We start from the raw sequence: 19,293 nt of genomic DNA on the forward strand, positions 1-19,293 counted from the left end.
GCTAGCGGGGGTGGGTCCGACCAAACTGAGCACAGCAAGAAGCCCCCGTCCGTTGGATCGGACGGGGGCTTCTTGCTGTCTGCGGAAGCGGCTTACAGCTTGCCGAACTCCGACTTGACCGGCTTGAGCGTGTTCTCGGCCGTGTACTCGTAGATGCCGATGTAGGCCTCCGTGGGGTCACCGGCGTCGGAGAACGTTACGGGGCCGGACTGGCCGTCATAATCGATGTCCTTGCCGTTCCGAAGGAGGGTGACGCACGACGGGTACGTGGTGCACTTCTCTCCACCCAGCGACACTTCCTTCAGCTTGGCGGCGATGTCCACGCCCTTGACGCTCTTGGCCGACTCTGCTGCCAGGGCAATCAGGTTCACGGCGTCATATGATTCGCCGCCGTAGGTGAAGTCCTTCAGGGCCGGGTCAACCGCCAGGAGTTCCTTGGTGAAGGCCTCAGCAGCGAAGGTGCCCGGGAAGGTGCCGTGCGCCCCGGTCATGGTTCCTGGCTGGAGGACCTTGCTGTAGTCCGACGTGTTGCCGTCCACGAGGAACAGCTGGCCCGACTTGACGCCCTTGCCCGTGATCAGCGGCAGGATGCTCTTGGCCTCATCAAAGGAGATGAGCACAATGGCGTCCGGCTTGGCGGCCACGACCTTGTCGATCTGGCTGCTGAACTGCGTGTCGCCGGTGTTGTACAGCTCTTCTGCCACAACCTGGCCGCCTGCTGCCTCAAAGGCCGCCTTGACGTTCTTAGCCAGGCCAGTGCCGTAGGCGTCGTTCAGGACGATCATGCCGACCGTCTGGGCGCCACAGGTGGCCATGAAGTTGCCGAGCACCTTGCCCTGGAGCACGTCAGAGGGAGCGGTCCGCCAGTAGAGTCCCTTGTCATCCCAGGTGGTGAAGTCCGGGGACGTGTTGGCCGGCGAGAAGTGGACTACTCCGGCGCCGGTGATCTGGTTGATCACGGTCTTGGAGACCGAGGAGGACGCTGCGCCAACAATCGCGTTGACGCCCATGCCGAGCAGCGCCGTAGTGGACTGTGTTGCAATGTCGGTCTTGGTGTCGCCGGAATCTCGGTGGGTGACCTCAACGGGCTTGCCGAGTACACCGCCGGCGGCGTTGATTTCCTTCTTCGCGAGCTCAACGCCTGCGATTTCGGGCGGGCCGAGGAAGGCGAGGTTGCCGGTGGTCGGCAGCAGCGAGCCGATCTTCAGCGGTTCGGGACTGGTAGTGGTTGAGGCCGGGACGGCTCCGCTGGGAGCTGCGGCGGCTGATTTGCTGGCGCCGGCACCGTCTCCCGCCGGGCAGGAGATTGCGCCTGCAGGGGCGGTTGTGGTTTCCGTCGAGCTCGGTGTGGAGGTACCACCACAAGCTGTAGCCAGAAAGGCGACGCCGACGCTAAGCGCTGTGAGCTTTGCGAGACGGGGTGCCGCCGGGGAAAGTGAAATCATTGACAATCTCCTGGATCGAAAGGTGCGAACGGCCTTTGACGCGGATGATCAGGTGTTCCTGATTTAACTTTCAAGCTAGTGCATATCCCAGACGGATATAAGTGACTGAGGTCACATCCTTATAACAGTCGTTGCATATGCGAAATCTCCGGACCGGTGGATCCGTTGAGGTCAAGGACGACACGCGGTGTAGCGCAACACAGAGGCGCAGGCGGGAGAATTTGTGCCCCAGGCGAGACTCGAACTCGCAACACGCGGATTTTAAGTCCGCTGCCTCTGCCAATTGGGCTACTGGGGCGCCCGGTCTATGGTATCCCGTCACATGCGTGCCAGCGGACCGGCATACCGGAAGGTCCCGTGGACTCCGCCGGGCCACACCGCCAGCGGCAGGAGCTGGAAGTTATCGGCCCACACCTCTTCCGGGGGCCGGACGCCAAGGGAGGTTGCGGGAACGAATCCGAAGCGCGGATAGTACTCGGTGCTCCCCAGAAGCGCGATGCCGCTCTCCCCCGCAGCGTTGGCCCGGGCAATGCTCTCGTTCATGAGCGCGCTCCCGATGCCGTGCCGCTGGAGCCTGGGTGTTACGCCGATCGGCCCGAGTCCCAGCAGCTCATGCCCGTCCACCCACCCGCGGGTACTGATCACGTGGCCCACTACTTCGCCGTCGAGGACGGCAACGATACTGAACTCCGGCAGGTACTCATCGCACTCGAACAACTGGCGCAGCACGTCAACTTCCACCGGCTCCCCCTCCGCGGGCAGGCCGGTGGCCGGCGAGATGGCAAAAGCCTCGGCAGTCAGTGCCAGGATCGCGCCGCGGTCGGCCTCCGTCTCGTTGCGAAGGACAAGCTCCGGCCGGGGCTGGTTCCGGCTTTCGGCCGACAGCTCGGCCAGGACCTCGACGGCACGGGCAGCGTCCGCGACCGGTACCAGCAGGTGGTCGTGATGGAACCCGGCCAGCACGTTGCAGCTGATATGGGCATCGGTCAGGGCTTTCCCGACGGCGGCGGTCAGGCCCACTGCCTCAAGTTCCGAATGCACCTGCAGGGTGATCCACGCTGCCACGAAGTCATAGGCAAGGCCCAGGCGGTCAGCTTCTTCCCTGGGCAGGACGACGGTGAGGCCTTCAGCCCCACGTACCGCAGCTTCGATCCCGGCCGCGAGCGGCCTGCCGTGGGGCCACAGGACGTAGACGTACTCCCCCTCCCGCAGGACGGGGTGGATCGAGGCCAGCAGGGTCTGGAGGTTCTTTTCACCAGTCATGGTGCCAGTCTAGGAGGATGGGCCGCCCGGACCGCGAGGGCACTCCGGGGATGCTGCCCAACGCAAACGGCGGCCATCCCCTGCAAGGGGACAGCCGCCGTCGGGCGTTAGAGCTGCACGCCGGGCGGGACGCCGGGCTTACTTTGCGTCAGCGGTGACTGACTGCTTGGGGTCAACCTTTGTCTTCTCGGCAGTTCCGGGAGCCCCCGGCGTCGGCGCGTCGGCCGGCGAACCCGCAGGCGCGGCAGGTGCGGCAGCAGGCTTGGGAGCCGGGGAGGCCGCTGCCACGAAGGCACCGCGCGGGTTGTCGAGGTCGATCAGCAGGGTGGTGTCGCGGCCAGCGAAGAAGCTGATGATCCAGTTGAAGATCACGCGGAACTTGCGCTCGAACGTGGGCATCGCCATACCGTGGTAGCCACGGTGCGCCAGCCAGGCCAGCGGGCCCTTGAGGCCGATGCTGCCGACGAGGTTGATGTTCGCGACACCCTTCCATTCGCCGAAGCCGGCCACGGCACCCAGGTTCTTGTGCTTGTAGTCCTTCAGCGGCTTGTCCCAGCGGGAGGCCCACAGGTTCTTGGCGAGCCGCTTGGCCTGACGAAGGGCGTGCTGGGCGTTCGGGACGCAAGTGCCGTCCGGCAGGCCGCTTCCGGTGAGGTCCGGCACCGCTGCGAGGTCGCCGGCAGCCCAGGCGTTCTCCACGATTCCCTCGTCCCCCGCGATGCGGAGATCGGGAAGGGTGCGGATGCGGCCGCGCGGCTCGAGCGGGAAGTCGGTGGAGCGGACCATCGGGTTGGCCTGCACGCCGGCAGTCCAGACCAGGGTGTCTGCTTCGAAGTCCTGCGCCGGGGTCTTGTCCGGGAGGTTGATGAGCTTGATGGAGCCCTCGGCGTTGTCCAGCGAGGTGTTCAGCAGGACCTCGATGCCGCGGCTGCGGAGGTGCTCCACAACCCATTCAGCCTGCTTGGCCGTGACCTCGGGCATGATGCGGCCCATGGCTTCGACCAGGACGAAGCGGACTTCCTCCTGGCTGATACGCGGGTTGTTCTTGACCGCGGCGCGGGCCAGGTCTTCCATCTCGGTGATGCATTCGATGCCGGCAAAGCCGCCGCCCACAACCACGAAGGTCAGTGCCTTGGCGCGTGCCGCGGGATCGGTGATGGTGGAAGCAGCTTCAATGCGCTCCAGCACCTTGTTGCGAAGGGCCACGGCCTCTTCGATGGTCTTCAGGCCGATGCCCTTGTCCGCCAGGCCCTTGATGGGGAAGGTGCGGGTGATGGCGCCAGCGGCCATCACAACGTCGAAGTAGGGAATCTCGAAGTTCTCGCCGCCATCCGCGGGGGCCACAACGGCGGTGCGGTTGGCGTGGTCGATCGAGGTGACGCGGCCCTGGATCAGTTCAGTCTGCTTGAGGTGCTGGCGGTGGGAGACCACTGCGTGGCGGGCCTCGATGTTGCCGCCGGCGACCTCGGGGAGGAACGGCTGGTAGGTCATGTAGGGCAGGGGATCCACGAGGGTGACGATGCCACCGGCATTCGCGATCTTCTTCTGCAGTTTGAGTGCTACGTACAGGCCGACGTACCCGCCGCCGACGACGAGTACCCTGGGACGGTCCTGGAGCTCTGGGGTGGTTGCCATGATTTAAGGATACAGCACTTTGTGAAAATCTTCACTAACTACATCCGGGCTACGTTTTACCGCCGGAATCAACGGTGTCGAGGACTCCTGTATCGGGCTCTTCGTGGGCGAGGCGGGGGTTGCGCGCCGCCCGCCTCAGCTGGAAGACGGCTGCCGCGATGATCACAACAAACAGCACGGCGAAGCCGATGACGACGGCGGCGCCGAAGGCCGTGTCACGCTGCGACGGCGCCTTAGCGGCGGGCACAGTGGCCTCGGGCAGGGTGGGCACGGCGCTGGGAATGTCGGTGGTGGGGACCGGGGCAGGCGTTGACAGGTTTCCGCGGCGATGGACCCGGATCCAGTCCGAGATGGAGCCCAGCGGGTTGCTGCCGGTCTCGGGAACGGAATCCTTCAGCGCGGCCTCGGCGTTGAGGACGCCGAAGCCGTAGAGCGGGTCCTTGCCCTTCGCGCCCGCGTCCTTGGCGGTGGTGACGATGCGGTTGATGACCTGTTTGGCGCTCATCTCCGGCCATTTGGACCGAATGAGCGCCGCCACGCCGGCCACAATGGGGGTGGCCCCGGACGTTCCGGCCCACTCCGCGTAGCCGCCTCCGGGCAGCCCGCCGAGCAGGTTTTCTGCCGGGGCTGCGACGCCGATGCTGATTCCCTGCGAGGACGAATCGACGCTCGCCACACCTTTGCGGTCCAGCCCGGCAACAGTCAGCACACCCGGAATCGTGGCGGGGGCACCCACCTGGATGTTGCCGCCCACACGGTTTCCGGCGGCGGCCACAATGACCACGTCCTTCTGCTCGGCGTACAGGAATGCCGCATCCCAGCTCTGTGGCCACTGCGGCGTGGTGCTGCCCAGCGAAATGTTGATGACCTTGGCACCGTTGTCCACCGCCCAGCGGACCGCTTCCGGGATCTGGTCCTGGTCGCTCTTCCCGGCGGGGTTCGCCGAACCCAGCCACGTCGACACGGACAGGATCTGTGCCTCGGGGGCCACACCCACCATGCCGTCAGGTCCCGCGCCGGACGGGGCCGGGCTGGGGCTTGCGGTGGAGCTTGCCGGCTGGTGGCCGCGGCCGGCCAGCATGGTGGCCACCAGCGTGCCGTGTTCCGGCTTGCCGCCGATGCTCTTCTGCCCGTCCGGATTTCCGGCTCCGGACGCATCGAATCCGCCGGTGACAGCTCCCTTGAGGTCGGGATGCTGTCCGTCCACGCCGCTGTCGATCACGGCGACCTTCACGCCGGCGCCCTTGGAGACCTCCCAGGCCTTCGTGATGCCGGATTCGGCGAGCCAATACTGCTTGTCGCGTTCCGCGTCAGCGCGTGCCGCGGGTGCCACGGCAAGGCCTGTGACGAGGCTTGCTCCGGCCAGGGTCATCGCCAGGAGAGCGGAGGCGGTCCGGCGGAGCCGGGCTGTTGCTCTGGTCATTTGGGGTCCCATGGTCGGTGGCATGAACTCGGGCCGCTCGCTGCGTCTGGCTGACGCTGCCGGGCTGGTGCCGCTCAGCTGATGCTCAGGGCAATACCGTCAAGAATATCGTGTTCGCTGGCGGTGGCCGTGACGATCCGGCCGCCGCTGAGCCCGCCGAGCCGCTCCAGGATGCGCCGCCACACCAGGCCGCCGGCGCCGATCACGTCCACCCGGCCCGGATGCATGTAAGGCAGTGCGGCGCGCTCCGCCCTGGGCATTTCCAGCAGGTCGGTGGCGGCCCGGCGGATGTCGTCGATGGACAGCTCGGTGCCGTGGATGGAATCCGGGGAGTACTCCGGGAGGCGCATCGCGTGGGCCGTGATGGTGGTGATCGATCCGGCCACCCCGACGACGGCGGTGGCACGTTCGAGCGGAACGTCCAGGCCCGCACTGGTGATGGCGGCGTCGACGTCGGCTTCCGCGGCGGCGATCTGTTCGGCCGTCGGCGGGTCCTGCCGGAGGTGGCGTTCGGTCAGCCTGACGCAGCCGACGTCGACCGATCTGGCGGCGGTGACGCCGTCAGCGGTGCCGAGCACAAATTCGGTGCTTCCGCCGCCCAGATCGACCACCAGCACCTGGCCCCCGTCAAGGATGGGCAGGACGCTGCTGGCGCCCGCGAAGGACAACGCTGCTTCCTCGTCGCCGGTGATGACTTCCGGTTCGACGCCGAGGAGGTCGCGGATTCCGTCCACGAAGACCTGGCGGTTGCGGGCATCCCGGCTGGCGGACGTGGCCACGAACCGTACCTTGGCGGCGCCGTGCTCGCGGATCAGGCGGGCATAGTCCGCCGTGGCTGCGAAGGTCCGTTCGAGCGCGGCAGGGGCGAGTTCACCGGTGGCGTCCACGCCCTCACCCAGCCGGACCACGCGCATTTCACGGACCACGTCGGTGAGCTTCGCGGACCCGGTGCTGCGGTCGATGTCGGCGATCAGCAGGCGGATGGAGTTTGTGCCGCAGTCGATGGCTGCGACGCGGCTCATGATGCTGCCTCCGCGGTGCCTGCGGACTTACGGACCGGCGCAGGGCGGCCAACGATGTCGGGCAGCCCCTGGGGCCCGTGCCTGCTCAGGTCCCTGGACGGGGCCTCCCCCGCAGTGTCCCAGGCGCCGTCGCAATAGCAGCGCTCAGCGGTCCACCATTCGCTGATGTCCGCGATGGCCTCATCGCCGAGCGGGTTAACGCCCGGGCCGGCCGCCAGCGAGTGACCCACCAGGACGTGCAGGCATTTGACGCGGGTGGGCATGCCTCCGGCGGAGATACCGTCAATCTCAGGCACGGCGCCCACTCCCGAGCGCTCCCCGATGGCGGCCCGGGCCGCCAGGTACTCCTCGTGTGCCGACCGGTAGGCTGCGGCCAGGGGTTCGTCTGCGGCCAGCCGCTCATTCATGTCGTTCATGAGCCCGGCTGCCTCCAGCCGGGAGACGGCAGAGGTGATCACCGGATGCGTCAGGTAGAACGTGGTGGGGAACGGTGTGCCGTTGGCAAGCCGCGGGGCGGTGGCTGCGACGAGCGGGTTGCCGCAGACGCAGCGCGCCGGGATCTCCACAACGTCGCGGACGGGCCGTCCCAGCTGGCGGCTGAGTACTTCGAGATCGTGTGCTGATGGCTGGCGGGACTCCTCCGGCGCAGTTGCCGTGTTTTCTTCCACTGGCGCGGCCATCCTTCCTATCGGTTCAGTCTGTGGCCGCACGCCTGATGGACTCCCACAGGGAATCCACCCACGGCAGCTCGGCGGGGTCTTGTGCTGCAGCACCGGACTGGCTGCTGCTGCTACCGGCCGGCAGGTCGCTGCCGAATACCCAGTAGCCGGTCTCACCCGGCATAACCATGTTAATGCGGTCGCGGGCCTGCTGCTTCACGTAGTTGGGGTCCTGCCACCGTGACACCTGTTGCCGGAGGCTGTCCTGCTGCACCTGGCTCGCCGCGATGTCGGCATTGAGGGCGTCGATTTCCGCCTTTTTGTCGAAGAAGATCTTCACCGTGGGGGCCAGCATGATGGTGATCGCAATCATCACCACCGCCAGCGCGAGCATCCGGCCGGAGAAGGCCTTGGCGGGAACCGGGTGGCCGTCGTCGTGGGCGTCGTCCCTGGCGGGGCCGCCCTTCGGCGTCCCGCCCTTGGTGGAAGCGGCGGCGCCGCTCCCCCGTGTCTTAGCGGCCGGCGTCGTGGTGGCCGGTTTGGCCCCTCCGGCGCCTTTTGGCGGGGCCGTCTTGGCTTTGGCACCGCCAAAATCGGCCCGGATGACGTCGGCGGCTTCCGTGGCTGGCTCCGGCGTGGCTTGCGGCCTGTTGGCGGCCCTGGGAACTTTGGGACGGCGGGTAGCCATGACACTCCTGAAACGTGCGGCCTGCCTGGGCAGCAACTGTCTGCGCTGAATAAACCGCGGCCGGACAAAGCCGTGCAGGCTAAACAGCTTGGCGAAAACAAAAACCGGCGGCTATGGTCTTTCAACCATAGCCACCGGTCAGTTGTTTGCGCGGCTTCTAGCCCTTGAAACGCGGGAACGCGCTGCGGCCGGCGTAGCGTGCGGCGTCGTCGAGTTCCTCTTCGATGCGCAGCAGCTGGTTGTACTTGGCAACACGCTCGGAACGGGCCGGGGCGCCGGTCTTGATCTGGCCGGCGTTCGTGGCCACCGAGATGTCGGCAATGGTGGTGTCCTCGGTCTCGCCGGAGCGGTGCGAGGTGATGGTGGTGTAACCGGCACGCTGGGCCAGGCTGACGGCGTCCAGCGTTTCGGTCAGCGAACCGATCTGGTTGACCTTCACCAGCAGCGAGTTGGCGGTCTTGGTGTCGATGCCGCGCTGCAGGATGGACGGGTTGGTGACGAAGAGGTCATCGCCAACGAGCTGGACCTTGTCGCCGATGGTGTCGGTGAGGGTCTTCCAGCCTTCCCAGTCGTTTTCATCCAGCGGGTCCTCGATGGAAACCAGCGGGTAGTCGGCGACGAGTTCGGCGTAGTAGGCGCTCATCTCGGTGGCGGAAAGCGCCTTGCCTTCGAACTGGTAGGCGCCGTCCGTGAAGAACTCGGAGGAGGCGACGTCCAGGGCCAGGGCGATGTCCTTGCCCGGGGTGTAGCCGGCGTTCTTGATGGCTTCCTGGATCAGGTCCAGCGCTGCACGGTTGGACGGCAGGTTCGGCGCGAAGCCGCCTTCGTCGCCGAGGCCGGTGGAGAGGCCCTTTTCCTGCAGGACAGCCTTGAGCGCGTGGTAGACCTCGACGCCCCAGCGGAGGCCTTCGGAGAAGGTCTCGGCGCCCAGCGGGACAACCATGAATTCCTGGATGTCGACGTCGGAGTCAGCGTGCGAGCCACCGTTGAGGATGTTCATCAGCGGAACGGGCAGCACGTGGGCGTTCGGGCCGCCCAGGTACTTGTACAGCGGCAGGTCGGCGGAAGCGGCGGCGGCGTTGGCCACGGCGAGGGAGACGCCGAGGATGGCGTTGGCGCCCAGCTTGGCCTTGTTGGGGGTGCCGTCCAGGTCGATCATGGCCTGGTCGATGCTGCGCTGGTCAGTGGCGTCGAAGCCGGTCAGGGCCGGAGCGATCTGGTCGATGACAGCGTCAACGGCCTTCTGCACACCCTTGCCGAGGTAACGGCCCTTGTCGCCGTCACGGAGCTCAACGGCTTCGTGCTCGCCGGTGGAGGCGCCGGAGGGAACTGCCGCGCGGCCGATCTGGCCATCGGAAAGCAGGACTTCAACTTCTACGGTCGGGTTGCCACGGGAATCGAGGATCTCGCGGGCGTGGATGGCATCGATAAGCGCCATGAATATGCTCCTTATGGGCGTTAACTGGGAGTCTGATAGCGGAAAACTAGCGGAAAAATCGACGTCCTCGTCAGGGACAAGCGTAGTCGAGAGTGGCGGAGGTTACGGAAACCTATCCATCCCCCGGACGTCATGATGGTGCGGCAGTGCTTTCATAGGTGGCCTGGTAGCGCCGGACAGCGCCCCGGAGGGCACGCTCGGCGTCGAATCCTTTACTGCGTGCAGAGCCGACGACGGCGAGCAGCAGCTCGCCGAGCGCTTCCTCGGTTTCGACAGGCTCACCCGCCGGAGGCTCCGGTGATTGAGCCTGTCGAAATCCGGCGCGCTCGGCCCGGTCCAGGGCCTTCTGGGCCTTGGCCAGGGCGGGAAGCGCGTGCGGGATCCCTTCAAAGGGATCCTTGCGCTCCGGCCGTTCGGTCCTTTTGACTGCATCCCACTTCTGCACGATCTCCTCGACCGTGGCCGGGAAGCTTTCCTGCAGGGAGCCGTCGGGCCGGAAGACGTGCGGATTGCGCCGGACCATCTTGGCACTGAGGCCGCGCGCGACGTCGTCGAACGCGAAGCTTCCCCGTTCCTCGGCGAGCCGGGCGTGCAGCACCACCTGGAGCAGTACGTCGCCCAGCTCGCCCTGGAGTTCGGCGTCGTCGGCACCGGTCTCGATCGTCTCGGCAACCTCGAAGGACTCCTCCAGGAGGTACTCCACCAGGGACTCATGGGTGAGGGCGCCCATCCAGGGGCAGTGCTCCCGGAGGGCGGCGATCACGCCGATGAGCTCCGGCACGGGTGCCGGCTGGTCAGCCAAGGTTGGCGTAGGCGTCGTTGATGTACTCCACCAGCGCTTCCTTCTCCTCCAGCGGCAGGAAGGACGCCTCGGCGGCGTTGAGGGTCAGCTCGAGGAGGTCGTCGAGGTCGTAGTCGAAGGTTTCCACGAGGAGTTCGAACTCATCGGTCAGGGTGACGCCGCTCATGAGCCGGTTGTCGGTGTTGATAGTCACGTTGAAGCCCAGCTGGTAGAGCATGTCCAGCGGGTGGCTTTCGATGCCCTCGCCGAAGCCGGCGATCGCTCCGGTCTGGAGGTTGGAGGAGGGGCAGATCTCCAGGGCGATGCCGCGGTCCCGGATCCAGCTGGAGAGGTCGCCCAGGGTGACCAGGCCGATGCTGTCCTCGTCGCTCTCCGCGTCTTCGTCCTCGAACTCCACCATGATGTCTTCGGCGATGCGGACGCCATGGCCCAGGCGCAGCGCCCGCCCGTCAACCAGCGCGGACTGGATGCTTTCGAGCCCGGCAGCCTCGCCGGCGTGGACCGTCGCGGGGAAGTTCTGCTCAGCCAGGTAGGTGAAGGCGTCCTTGAAGCGGGACGGCAGGAAGCCGTCCTCGGCGCCGGCGATGTCGAAGCCCACGGCACCCTTGTTGCGGTGGCGCACGGCAAGTTCGGCAATCTCCTGGCCACGGTCTGCATGCCGCATGGCGGTAATCAGCTGGCCCACCTGGATCTCGCGTCCGGTCTCGGCGACGGCGTCAACGCCGGCTTCGAGGCCTTCCTGCACGGCCTCCACCACTTCGTCCAGGGACAGGCCCTTCTGGAGGTGCTGTTCGGGTGCCCAGCGGACCTCGCCGTACACCACGCCGTCGTCGGCGAGGTCTTCCACGAATTCCTTGGCGACGCGGAACAGTCCTTCCTTGGTCTGCATCACGGCGACCGTGTGGTCGAACGTCTCCAGGTAGCGGACCAGCGAGCCGGAGTCAGCGGACTCACGGAACCATTCGCCCAGCGCCACGGGATCCGTGGAGGGAAGCGTGTGGCCGACGGCCTCGGCCAGTTCGATGATGGTGGCCGGGCGGAGGCCCCCATCCAGGTGGTCGTGGAGGGACACCTTGGGAAGGCTCTTCAGGTCGAAATCGATGGCAGGGGCAGCGTCAACAATAGGCTCAGTCACGGTTCCAACCTTAGGGTCGGCGGACGCGCAAAGCCAGCCGCTATTTTGCCGCCGGATCGCCCTCGCCGGCAGCTGAGGTGAGAAGGGGTGCCGTCCCCGTGTGGGGAGGCAGCGCGCCGTCATGGCCGCCGTCAAGCCATTCATCCACGACTTCGGCGTCCTTGCGGGCAAGGTGCTTGTGCCACCAGCGCAGGCCGTGGTCGATCACGATGCCCAGGACGATTGCAAACACCACCGCAATACCGGCGCTCAGGAGCGGGTTGTGATGGAGCCACGGGAAGGAACTGGCCAGGAGTCCGATGCCGATGGAGTATCCCACCCAGGTGATGCAGGCGAACGCATCGAGGAGGAAGAAGCGGCGGTGCGCAAAGCCGGTGCTTCCGGCCACATAGTTCACGGCCACCCGGCCCCACGGGATGTAGCGGGCGGTGAAGATCAGGACGGCGCCCCGCTTTTCCAGTTCGTACCTAGCCCAGCCAAAGGCCTTCTGGACCTTGGGCCGGCGCATCCATTTCCAGCGTTCCAGGCCGATCCTGCGGCCCAGCATAAAGGCCATGTTGTCCCCTGCAATGGCGCCGACCAGTGCGGTGATCCCGAGGATCCAGAGGTTCGGCTCGCCGCTGTGGCGGGAGAAAGCTGCCAACGCAACAATGAGGGTCTCGCTGGGGACCACCATGGCGAAGCCGTCCACAAAGAAAAACACCAGAAGGACGGGGTAAATCCACCACTGGCCCGCTGCATGGAGCACGGCCTCATTAATAAACTCCACGCGGGTCTTGCTCCTAGACGAAAAATGACGCAGCCAAAGTGACGGAAATCGCTCTTCAGTGTCCCACGGCCAAGGCGTCGTTCGCTACGCCCCGGCCGTGGAAGTACGCTTCCAAATCTAGCGGCGGGAGCGGCGTTCCGTCGTCGTCCTGCGGGCTGATATCCGCAGGGATGAAACGTCAGTCCCTGGGCTGAGTCCCGCCGTCGGCCGAGGCTTCCGGATCCTTCATCCGTTCAACCACCGGCACCCTTCCCCGGATGCGGTTGATGACCAGGTCAACAACAATGCCAAGCGCCACGGCACAAACGATGGCGATGACCGCGCCCAGGAAGTGGTTGTTCTCAAACCACTGCCCGAAAAACAGGCCGATCCCCACCGAATAGCTGGCCCATAGGGTGGCGGAAAGTACCGTCAGTCCGATGAAGCGCAGCCGCGGATAATGCGTCACTCCGGCCGTGAGGTTCACGGCCACCCGGCCGATCGGGATGAACCGCGCCACCAGGATGAGCGACGCCGGCCGTTTCCGCAGTTCCCCTCCGGCCCACCGGAAGGCGCTCTGCATGCGGGGGCCGCGCATCCAGGACCAGCGGCGTGTTCCTACCCTCCGCCCGATGGCGTACGCGATGTTGTCGCCGGAGAAGGCCCCCAGGCCTGCAACCAGCATCAGCAGCCAGGGGTTGGGAACATCCGCGGTGGCAGCCACCGCTGCCAGTCCCACCACCACGGATTCACTGGGTATCGGCGGAAAGAAGCCGTCAATAAGGCAGCAGGCCAGGACGAGGAACAGCACCCAGGGCTGCCCGGCGGCAGCGAGGATGAAATCGTTGATGGCCTGCATGGTCTTTATGCTATTCGGTCGATGATGAGCTGCCGGGCGGGACGCGATCCTTCCGGAGCGATGAGCACCGCGTGCTCCAGGGCTTCCTTGGCACGGGCGAACTTCTCCGGAGTGTCCGTAAGGAGCGTCATCAGCGGTTCACCGGCGCGGACCACGGCGCCCGGTTTGGCGTGCATCCGCACGCCCGCTCCGGCCTGCACGCGGTCTTCCTTGCGGGCCCGGCCGGCGCCGAGGCGCCAGGCCGCAACGCCCACCGACAATGCGTCGAGCTCTACGAGCACGCCGTCCGCCGGTGCGTAGATGACCTCGGATTCCCTGGCCACCGGCAGCTTGGCCCGAGGATCCCCGCCCTGCGCCTGGATCATGCGGTTCCAGACGTCCATGGCCCGGCCGTCCTTGAGGGCCGCCCGGGGATCGGCGTTGTGGATGCCGGCGCATGCCAGCATTTCCTCTGCCAGCCGGACGGTGAGTTCGACGACGTCTTCCGGACCGCCGCCGGCCAGGACCTCGACGGATTCCTCCACCTCGATGGCGTTGCCCGCGGTGAGGCCCAGGGGCGTGCTCATGTTGGTCAGCAGGGCAACGGTGTTGACGCCGGCGTCCTTCCCGAGGGCCACCATGGTCTCGGCCAGTTCCCGGGCCTTCGCCTCGTCCTTCATAAACGCGCCACTGCCCACTTTGACGTCGAGGACCAGCGAGCCCGTCCCTTCGGCGATCTTTTTGCTCATGATTGAGGAGGCGATCAGGGGGATCGCTTCCACGGTGCCGGTGACGTCCCGGAGGGCATAGAGTTTCTTGTCCGCCGGCGCCAGCCCGGCACCGGCCGCGCAGATCACGGCGCCGACGTCCTGCAGCTGGGCCATCATCTCCTCGTTGCTCAGGTCCGCACGCCAGCCCGGGATCGACTCCAGTTTGTCCAGCGTGCCGCCGGTGTGGCCCAGGCCGCGGCCGGACAGCTGCGGCACCGCAACGCCAAAGACGGCAACGAGGGGTGCCAGCGGCAGGGTGATCTTGTCCCCCACTCCCCCGGTGGAGTGCTTGTCGGATGTGGCCTTCACGCCGCCGTCGGGACGCCGAAGGCCCGAGAAGTCCATCCGCTCCCCCGAAGCGATCATGGCCGCGGTCCAGCGGGAGATCTCCGCCCGGTCCATGCCGTTGAGCAGGATGGCCATGTTCAGCGCCGCCATCTGCTCGTCGGCGATCGCACCGCGGGTATAGGCGTCGATGGTCCAGTCGATCTGTTCAGGGCTCAGTACGCCCTTGTCCCGCTTGATGCGGATGATGTCGACGGCGTCGAACGCGTCAGCTCCTTGTGTCACCTTCAGTCCTCCAGGTTTTGGGGGCCAAATGCATCGGGCAGCACCTGGTCCATTGTCTTGATGCCTTGGGTGGTCATCAGCTCCATGCCGGGGGCGCGGAATTCGTAGAGCAGCTGGCGGCAGCGGCCGCACGGCATCAGGACCTGGCCGGCCGCATCCACGCAGTAGAACGCGCGAAGAAGACCGCCGCCCGTCATGTGAAGGTTGCCCACCAGCGCGCACTCGGCGCAGAGCGTGAGCCCGTAGCTGGCGTTTTCCACGTTGCAGCCGCTGACGATCCGCCCGTCGTCAGTGAGGGCCGCGGCCCCCACCGGGAACTTCGAGTACGGCGCATAAGCATTTCTCATGGCGTCTACGGCGGCCGCTTCGAGCTCCTGCCAGTCAACGGTCACGGCCGTCAACCCTTGACATAGGGGATGCCGCTGGCGGCGGGCGGCCTGGACCGTCCCACCAGCCCCGCGACGGCGAAGACTGTCACCAGGTAGGGCAGCATGGCCATGAACTGGCTGGGCACCGGGGTTCCGATAATGGTCACGATGCTCTGCAGGTTGTCCGCGAAGCCGAACAGCAGGGCGGCAAAGAAAGCGCCAATGGGGCTCCACCGGCCGAAGATCAGTGCGGCCAGGGCGATGAACCCGCGACCGCCGGAGATCTCCTTGGTGAAGCTGTCGATCGCCACGAGCGTGAAGAACGATCCACCGATGCCGGCGATGGCGCCGCCGAGGGTGACGTTCCAGAAGCGGGTGGCGTTGACCTTGATGCCCATGGTGTCGGCCGCCTGCGGGTGTTCGCCCACAGCCCGGACCCTCAGGCCCCATTTGGTCTTGAACAGGCCCAGCCAGACCACGATGACGGCGACGTACATCAGGTAGCCCACGAGGGTCTGCTTGAACAGGATGGGCCCGATGATGGGGATCCCGGACAGGACCGGAATTTCGATGTTGTCCAGGCCTGGCGGCGAATTGAACTGCGCCTTGTTGGCCTGCATGACGGTGCTGAACAGGAAGCCGGTGAGTCCGGACACCAGCACGTTCAGGACAACGCCCACGATGATCTGGTTGACCAGGTATTTGATGCTGAAGACGGCAAGGACCATGGAGACGACGGCGCCCGCAACAGCTGCGGCCAGCAGGCCCAGTAACGGGCTCCTGGTCATCGTCGCCACCATGGCGGCGGTGAAGGCACCGCCGAGGAGCTGTCCCTCGATGGCGATGTTCACCACGCCGACGCGCTCACAAAGGACACCGGACAGGGACCCGAACACCAGCGGCACGGCAAGGGTGACAGATCCGGCGATGAGGCCCGCGAGCGAAATGCTCGGGGTGCGCGCCCCGCCGACCACCCAGATCAGGAAGGCCGCAACGAAGAGCACAGTGAACGTGATGGGTAGCCACGCCGGTGCGGCCTGGTCCTTCGTTTTGAGGAACACTGCATACGCTGCCAGCCCCAGCAGGATCACGGAGAGCACAATGCCGCCAAGGAACGCGGGCACTTCAACGGCGGGGAGCTGGAAGAAGTCACTGTCGGTGGAAATGCCAAACTCGGCGGTCTGGTTGGGTCCCATAAGGCCAAAAAAGACAAACGCCACGACGCCCAGGAGCGCCAGCAGCACGGGGGTCTTCCAGGTCACGGGCTTGGCTGATTTAGCCACGCCACTGCCAGTGTCCGGCCGCGGGCTTCCTGGCCCTTTGTTGCCGGGCAGGGGCGATGTTGCCGTTGTGCTCATGCTGCACCTCCGGTGGCTGCGGCCTTCTGGGACGTTCCGGCGGCTGCCGGCTTCCTGCGGCGCGGATTCAGCCCGAAGACTGCCCGCACCAGCGGCGGAGCCGCGATGAAGAGGACGATCAGGGACTGGACCACCAGGACGATGTCGATGGGGGTGCCCGTCTGGATCTGCATCTGGACGGCTCCGGCGCGGAAGGCGCCGAACAGCAGGCCGGCAGCGAAGGTGCCCCACGGCGTCGAACGTCCCAGCAATGCAACGGTGATGGCGTCAAAGCCGTACGTCGCGGCCACCCCGTCGGTGAGGACCTTTTCCGTGCCCGCCACCTGGGCGACGCCGGACATTCCGGCGAGTGCGCCGGCGATGGCCATCACTAGGATGGTGGAGCGGGATACGTTGATGCCGGCCGTCTGGGCAGCCTTGGGATTGGCGCCGACAGCCCGGAATTCAAAGCCCACCGTGGACCGGCTCAGCAGCCACCAGACGAGGACCGTGGCGGCGATGGCCAGTACGAACCCAAGGTGCAGGCGGTACTGCGTGCCGAGGATCTGCGGGTACACGGCATTGGGGTCCAGGATGGGCGAAATCGGATTCGAATCCCCCGGGCGCTGGAAAGCAGGCGTGTTCAGCAGGTACCGCAGGAAGTACAGCGCGATGTAGTTGAACATGATGGTGAGGATGACCTCGTGCGCGCCGGTCCGCGCTTTGAGGAGCCCCACGAGCCCGCCCCAGAGCGCGCCGCCGACGATGCCGGCGACGAGGACCAGCAGCAGGTGCAGCCCCAAAGGAAGGTCCAGGGCGAAACCCACCCAGGCGGCGAGGATGCCCGCCATGATGATCTGGCCCTGCGCACCGATGTTGAACAGCCCCGCCCGGAACGCCAGTGCCACGCCGAGGCCCGCTGTGATGAGCGGCGTGGCGATGGTCAGGGTTTCCATGAACGGCGCGAACTGGACGCCCACGCTGGAGCCGCGGGGGTTGAAGATGGACCCTTGGAAAAGGGCGATGTAGGAGCCGGTGGCAGCGTTCCAGACAGCGGTCAGGAAGTCCGCAGGCCGGGCAAAAAGATAGGCGGAGGTTCGTCCCACCTGTTCGTCGGTGCTGGCGATCAGGAGCCCGCCAATGATCAGGGCCAGGAAGACAGCCAGGATCGAAACCATGCCGTTGCCGGTGAAGATCTTCCGGACGAGAGTGTCTGGACCGCCTGGCAGTTTGCCGCTCTGCGCGGTGGCTGGCACCGCCGAGGGCTCCATGGCTCCTCCGGCCGTGTCCAGGGCGACGACGGCGGCCGTCTCCTCGGCGGCGGGGGTTGCCCCGCGTGGTTTGTCGGGATGCAGGTCAGCCTCGTGTTTGCGGGGATCCTTCTCAGACATGGTCGCCTCCTTCGGCGCTGGCGGTGGAGGTCCGCGGGGTCTCAGGCGTGTCCGGGCCTGGGCGGGTCTTTTCCGCGCTGCCTGCAGGCGCAGCGTCCTCCGGCGCGATCCCGGCCATCATCAGTCCCAGGACGTCGCGGCCGGTTCCGGCCGGCACGATGCCCACGAGCTTGCCTTTGTAGAGGACAGCAATCCGGTCAGCCAGCTCCATGACCTCGTCCAGTTCGGTGGACACGATGAGAACGGGCGTGCCATGGTCCCGTTCGGCCACGATCCGTTTGTGCAGGAACTCGATGGACCCGACGTCCACACCACGGGTGGGCTGGGAGGCAATGAAGAGGCGCAGCGGCCGGGAGAGCTCCCGTGCCATCACGACTTTCTGCTGGTTGCCGCCGGACAGCGTACCGGCGGCCAGCAGGCCCGAGGGCGTGCGGACGTCGAACTCATCGATCCGCGTCCTGGCGTTCTCCAGGACCTTCGCCGGGCTCATGCTGATCCCCTTGGCGAACGGGGGCTGGTCGTAACGGTCCAGGATGAGATTCTCGGCGATCGAGAACGTGCCGATGAGGCCGTCAACGGACCTGTCTTCCGGGACGAAGCCGACACCGGAGTTGAGCACATCCTTCACGCTGCGGCCAACGAGTTCCTCGCCGTCCAGGAGGATGGAGCCATGGACGCGGTCCTGCAGGCCAAGGATCGCCTCGGTCAGCTCGGTCTGGCCGTTGCCCTGGACTCCGGCGACGGCCAAGATCTCACCGCGCGCAATGTCGAAGCTGATGCCGTCCACCACGTGCTGGCCGGTGGGCGAAACCACCGTGAGGTCGCTGACCTGGAACGTTTTCTCCTGGGGTTTGGCCGGGGCCTTGTCCAAGGTGAGGCTGACGGCGCGGCCGACCATCAGGGAGGCGAGTTCGTTCGTGGACGCCTCCGGGGTGGCAGTTCCCACCACCTTGCCGCGCCGGATCACGGTGATGGTGTCCGAAACGGCTTTCACCTCGCGCAGTTTGTGCGAGATGAAGACAATCGAGGTGCCGCTGCTCTTGAGCTGGCGCATGATGTCCAGCAGCTCATCGGTGTCCTGGGGTGTGAGCACCGCCGTCGGCTCATCGAGGATGAGGACCCGGGCGTCGCGGACCAGGGCCTTGATGATTTCGACCCGCTGCTGTACTCCCACCGGAAGGTCCTCCACCAGGGCGTCGGGGTCGACGTCGAACCCGTAGCGGTCCGAGATCTCCTTGATCTTGCGCCGGGTGTCGTCCAGGTTCAGGAAGCCGCCTGCTTTGGTGGACTCGGCCCCAAGGGCCACATTCTCGGCCACGGTAAACACTGGAACGAGCATAAAGTGCTGGTGCACCATGCCGATGCCGGCGGCCATGGCGTCGCCGGGGCCACGGAAGGAGACCGGCTTGTCGTCTATGAGGATTTCGCCCTCAGTGGGCTCGTAAAGCCCGTACAGAACATTCATCAGGGTGGATTTGCCGGCGCCGTTCTCGCCCAGCAGACAGTGGATCTGTCCGGGTTCAACCACCACGTCAATGTGATCGTTGGCGAGCAGGGAGCCGAAACGTTTGGTGATCCCTCTGAGTTCAAGTTTCAAAACTCTGACCAATCTCGAAGCGTCCGTATACCGACCGGACGGATAGGTGGCTGCAGGACCAGCCTAGTGCCTGCAGTCGTGGGTTGAGCGGGCTCATTGACGTCAAACGGGCGCCAATAAAAAGCGCCACCGCCCGGCCAGTCGATGACCATCCGGGGGTGGCG

17 protein-coding genes and 1 tRNA gene are annotated in these 19,293 nt (G+C 66.1%); all 18 read right to left on the reverse strand.

Features of this window, described 5'->3' with window-relative positions:
• Positions 1-92: 92 nt before the first annotated feature.
• Positions 93-1,445 (reverse strand): ABC transporter substrate-binding protein, encoded by a 1,353-nt coding sequence (locus EYS21_RS08165; protein ID WP_131132694.1) that lies wholly within the window; start codon positions 1,443-1,445, stop codon positions 93-95.
• A 224-nt stretch (positions 1,446-1,669) separates the two neighbouring features.
• A tRNA-Leu gene (locus tag EYS21_RS08170) sits at positions 1,670-1,743 on the reverse strand.
• A gap of 20 nt (positions 1,744-1,763) precedes the next feature.
• A complete protein-coding gene (locus EYS21_RS08175; RefSeq protein ID WP_131132695.1) occupies positions 1,764-2,708 on the reverse strand; it encodes an N-acetyltransferase in 945 nt (314 codons plus the stop codon).
• 138 nt (positions 2,709-2,846) lie between these two features.
• A complete protein-coding gene (locus tag EYS21_RS08180; protein ID WP_242633336.1) occupies positions 2,847-4,343 on the reverse strand; it encodes an FAD-dependent oxidoreductase in 1,497 nt (498 codons plus the stop codon).
• 49 nt (positions 4,344-4,392) lie between these two features.
• Positions 4,393-5,766, reverse strand: coding sequence for a S8 family serine peptidase (locus EYS21_RS08185; RefSeq protein WP_131132696.1), 1,374 nt, complete (start codon positions 5,764-5,766; stop codon positions 4,393-4,395).
• A 74-nt stretch (positions 5,767-5,840) separates the two neighbouring features.
• Positions 5,841-6,788 (reverse strand): Ppx/GppA phosphatase family protein, encoded by a 948-nt coding sequence (locus EYS21_RS08190; protein ID WP_131132697.1) that lies wholly within the window; start codon positions 6,786-6,788, stop codon positions 5,841-5,843.
• Positions 6,785-7,456: a DUF501 domain-containing protein gene (locus EYS21_RS08195; RefSeq protein ID WP_207307716.1), complete on the reverse strand. Its 672-nt coding sequence runs from the start codon at positions 7,454-7,456 to the stop codon at positions 6,785-6,787. Before EYS21_RS08195 ends, EYS21_RS08190 begins: the two co-directional genes overlap by 4 nt.
• Before the next feature lie 25 nt (positions 7,457-7,481).
• The gene (locus tag EYS21_RS08200) at positions 7,482-8,135 is read right to left on the reverse strand and encodes a septum formation initiator family protein (RefSeq protein ID WP_131132699.1); all 654 of its coding nucleotides are present in this window, start codon (positions 8,133-8,135) and stop codon (positions 7,482-7,484) included.
• 157 nt (positions 8,136-8,292) lie between these two features.
• Entirely contained in the window at positions 8,293-9,573 is a 1,281-nt protein-coding gene (eno, locus tag EYS21_RS08205) for a phosphopyruvate hydratase (RefSeq protein ID WP_131132700.1), read from the reverse strand.
• A 130-nt stretch (positions 9,574-9,703) separates the two neighbouring features.
• A complete protein-coding gene (locus EYS21_RS08210; protein ID WP_131132880.1) occupies positions 9,704-10,303 on the reverse strand; it encodes a MazG nucleotide pyrophosphohydrolase domain-containing protein in 600 nt (199 codons plus the stop codon).
• 64 nt (positions 10,304-10,367) lie between these two features.
• Entirely contained in the window at positions 10,368-11,510 is a 1,143-nt protein-coding gene (locus tag EYS21_RS08215; RefSeq protein ID WP_131132701.1) for an adenosine deaminase, read from the reverse strand.
• A 40-nt stretch (positions 11,511-11,550) separates the two neighbouring features.
• Positions 11,551-12,279 carry a DedA family protein gene (locus tag EYS21_RS08220; RefSeq protein WP_131132702.1) on the reverse strand — a complete coding sequence of 243 codons (729 nt, stop codon included), beginning with the start codon at positions 12,277-12,279 and terminating at the stop codon, positions 11,551-11,553.
• 178 nt (positions 12,280-12,457) lie between these two features.
• Positions 12,458-13,117 carry a DedA family protein gene (locus EYS21_RS08225; RefSeq protein ID WP_131132703.1) on the reverse strand — a complete coding sequence of 220 codons (660 nt, stop codon included), beginning with the start codon at positions 13,115-13,117 and terminating at the stop codon, positions 12,458-12,460.
• A 5-nt stretch (positions 13,118-13,122) separates the two neighbouring features.
• Positions 13,123-14,436, reverse strand: a complete 1,314-nt coding sequence (locus EYS21_RS08230) for a thymidine phosphorylase (RefSeq protein ID WP_131132704.1) — start codon at positions 14,434-14,436, stop codon at positions 13,123-13,125.
• Positions 14,437-14,438: 2 nt separating this feature from the next.
• On the reverse strand, positions 14,439-14,837 hold the full coding sequence (locus tag EYS21_RS08235) for a cytidine deaminase (protein ID WP_131132705.1): 399 nt from the start codon (positions 14,835-14,837) through the stop codon (positions 14,439-14,441).
• Positions 14,834-16,162 (reverse strand): ABC transporter permease, encoded by a 1,329-nt coding sequence (locus EYS21_RS08240; protein ID WP_131132706.1) that lies wholly within the window; start codon positions 16,160-16,162, stop codon positions 14,834-14,836. The genes EYS21_RS08235 and EYS21_RS08240 overlap by 4 nt, the downstream gene beginning before the upstream one ends.
• A complete protein-coding gene (locus EYS21_RS08245; RefSeq protein ID WP_131132707.1) occupies positions 16,159-17,532 on the reverse strand; it encodes an ABC transporter permease in 1,374 nt (457 codons plus the stop codon). The genes EYS21_RS08240 and EYS21_RS08245 overlap by 4 nt, the downstream gene beginning before the upstream one ends.
• Entirely contained in the window at positions 17,525-19,129 is a 1,605-nt protein-coding gene (locus EYS21_RS08250) for an ABC transporter ATP-binding protein (RefSeq protein ID WP_131132708.1), read from the reverse strand. Before EYS21_RS08250 ends, EYS21_RS08245 begins: the two co-directional genes overlap by 8 nt.
• Positions 19,130-19,293 lie beyond the last annotated feature (164 nt).

Origin of the sequence: Arthrobacter sp. S39, assembly GCF_004320525.1 — a bacterium.
GTDB lineage: Bacteria > Actinomycetota > Actinomycetes > Actinomycetales > Micrococcaceae > Arthrobacter.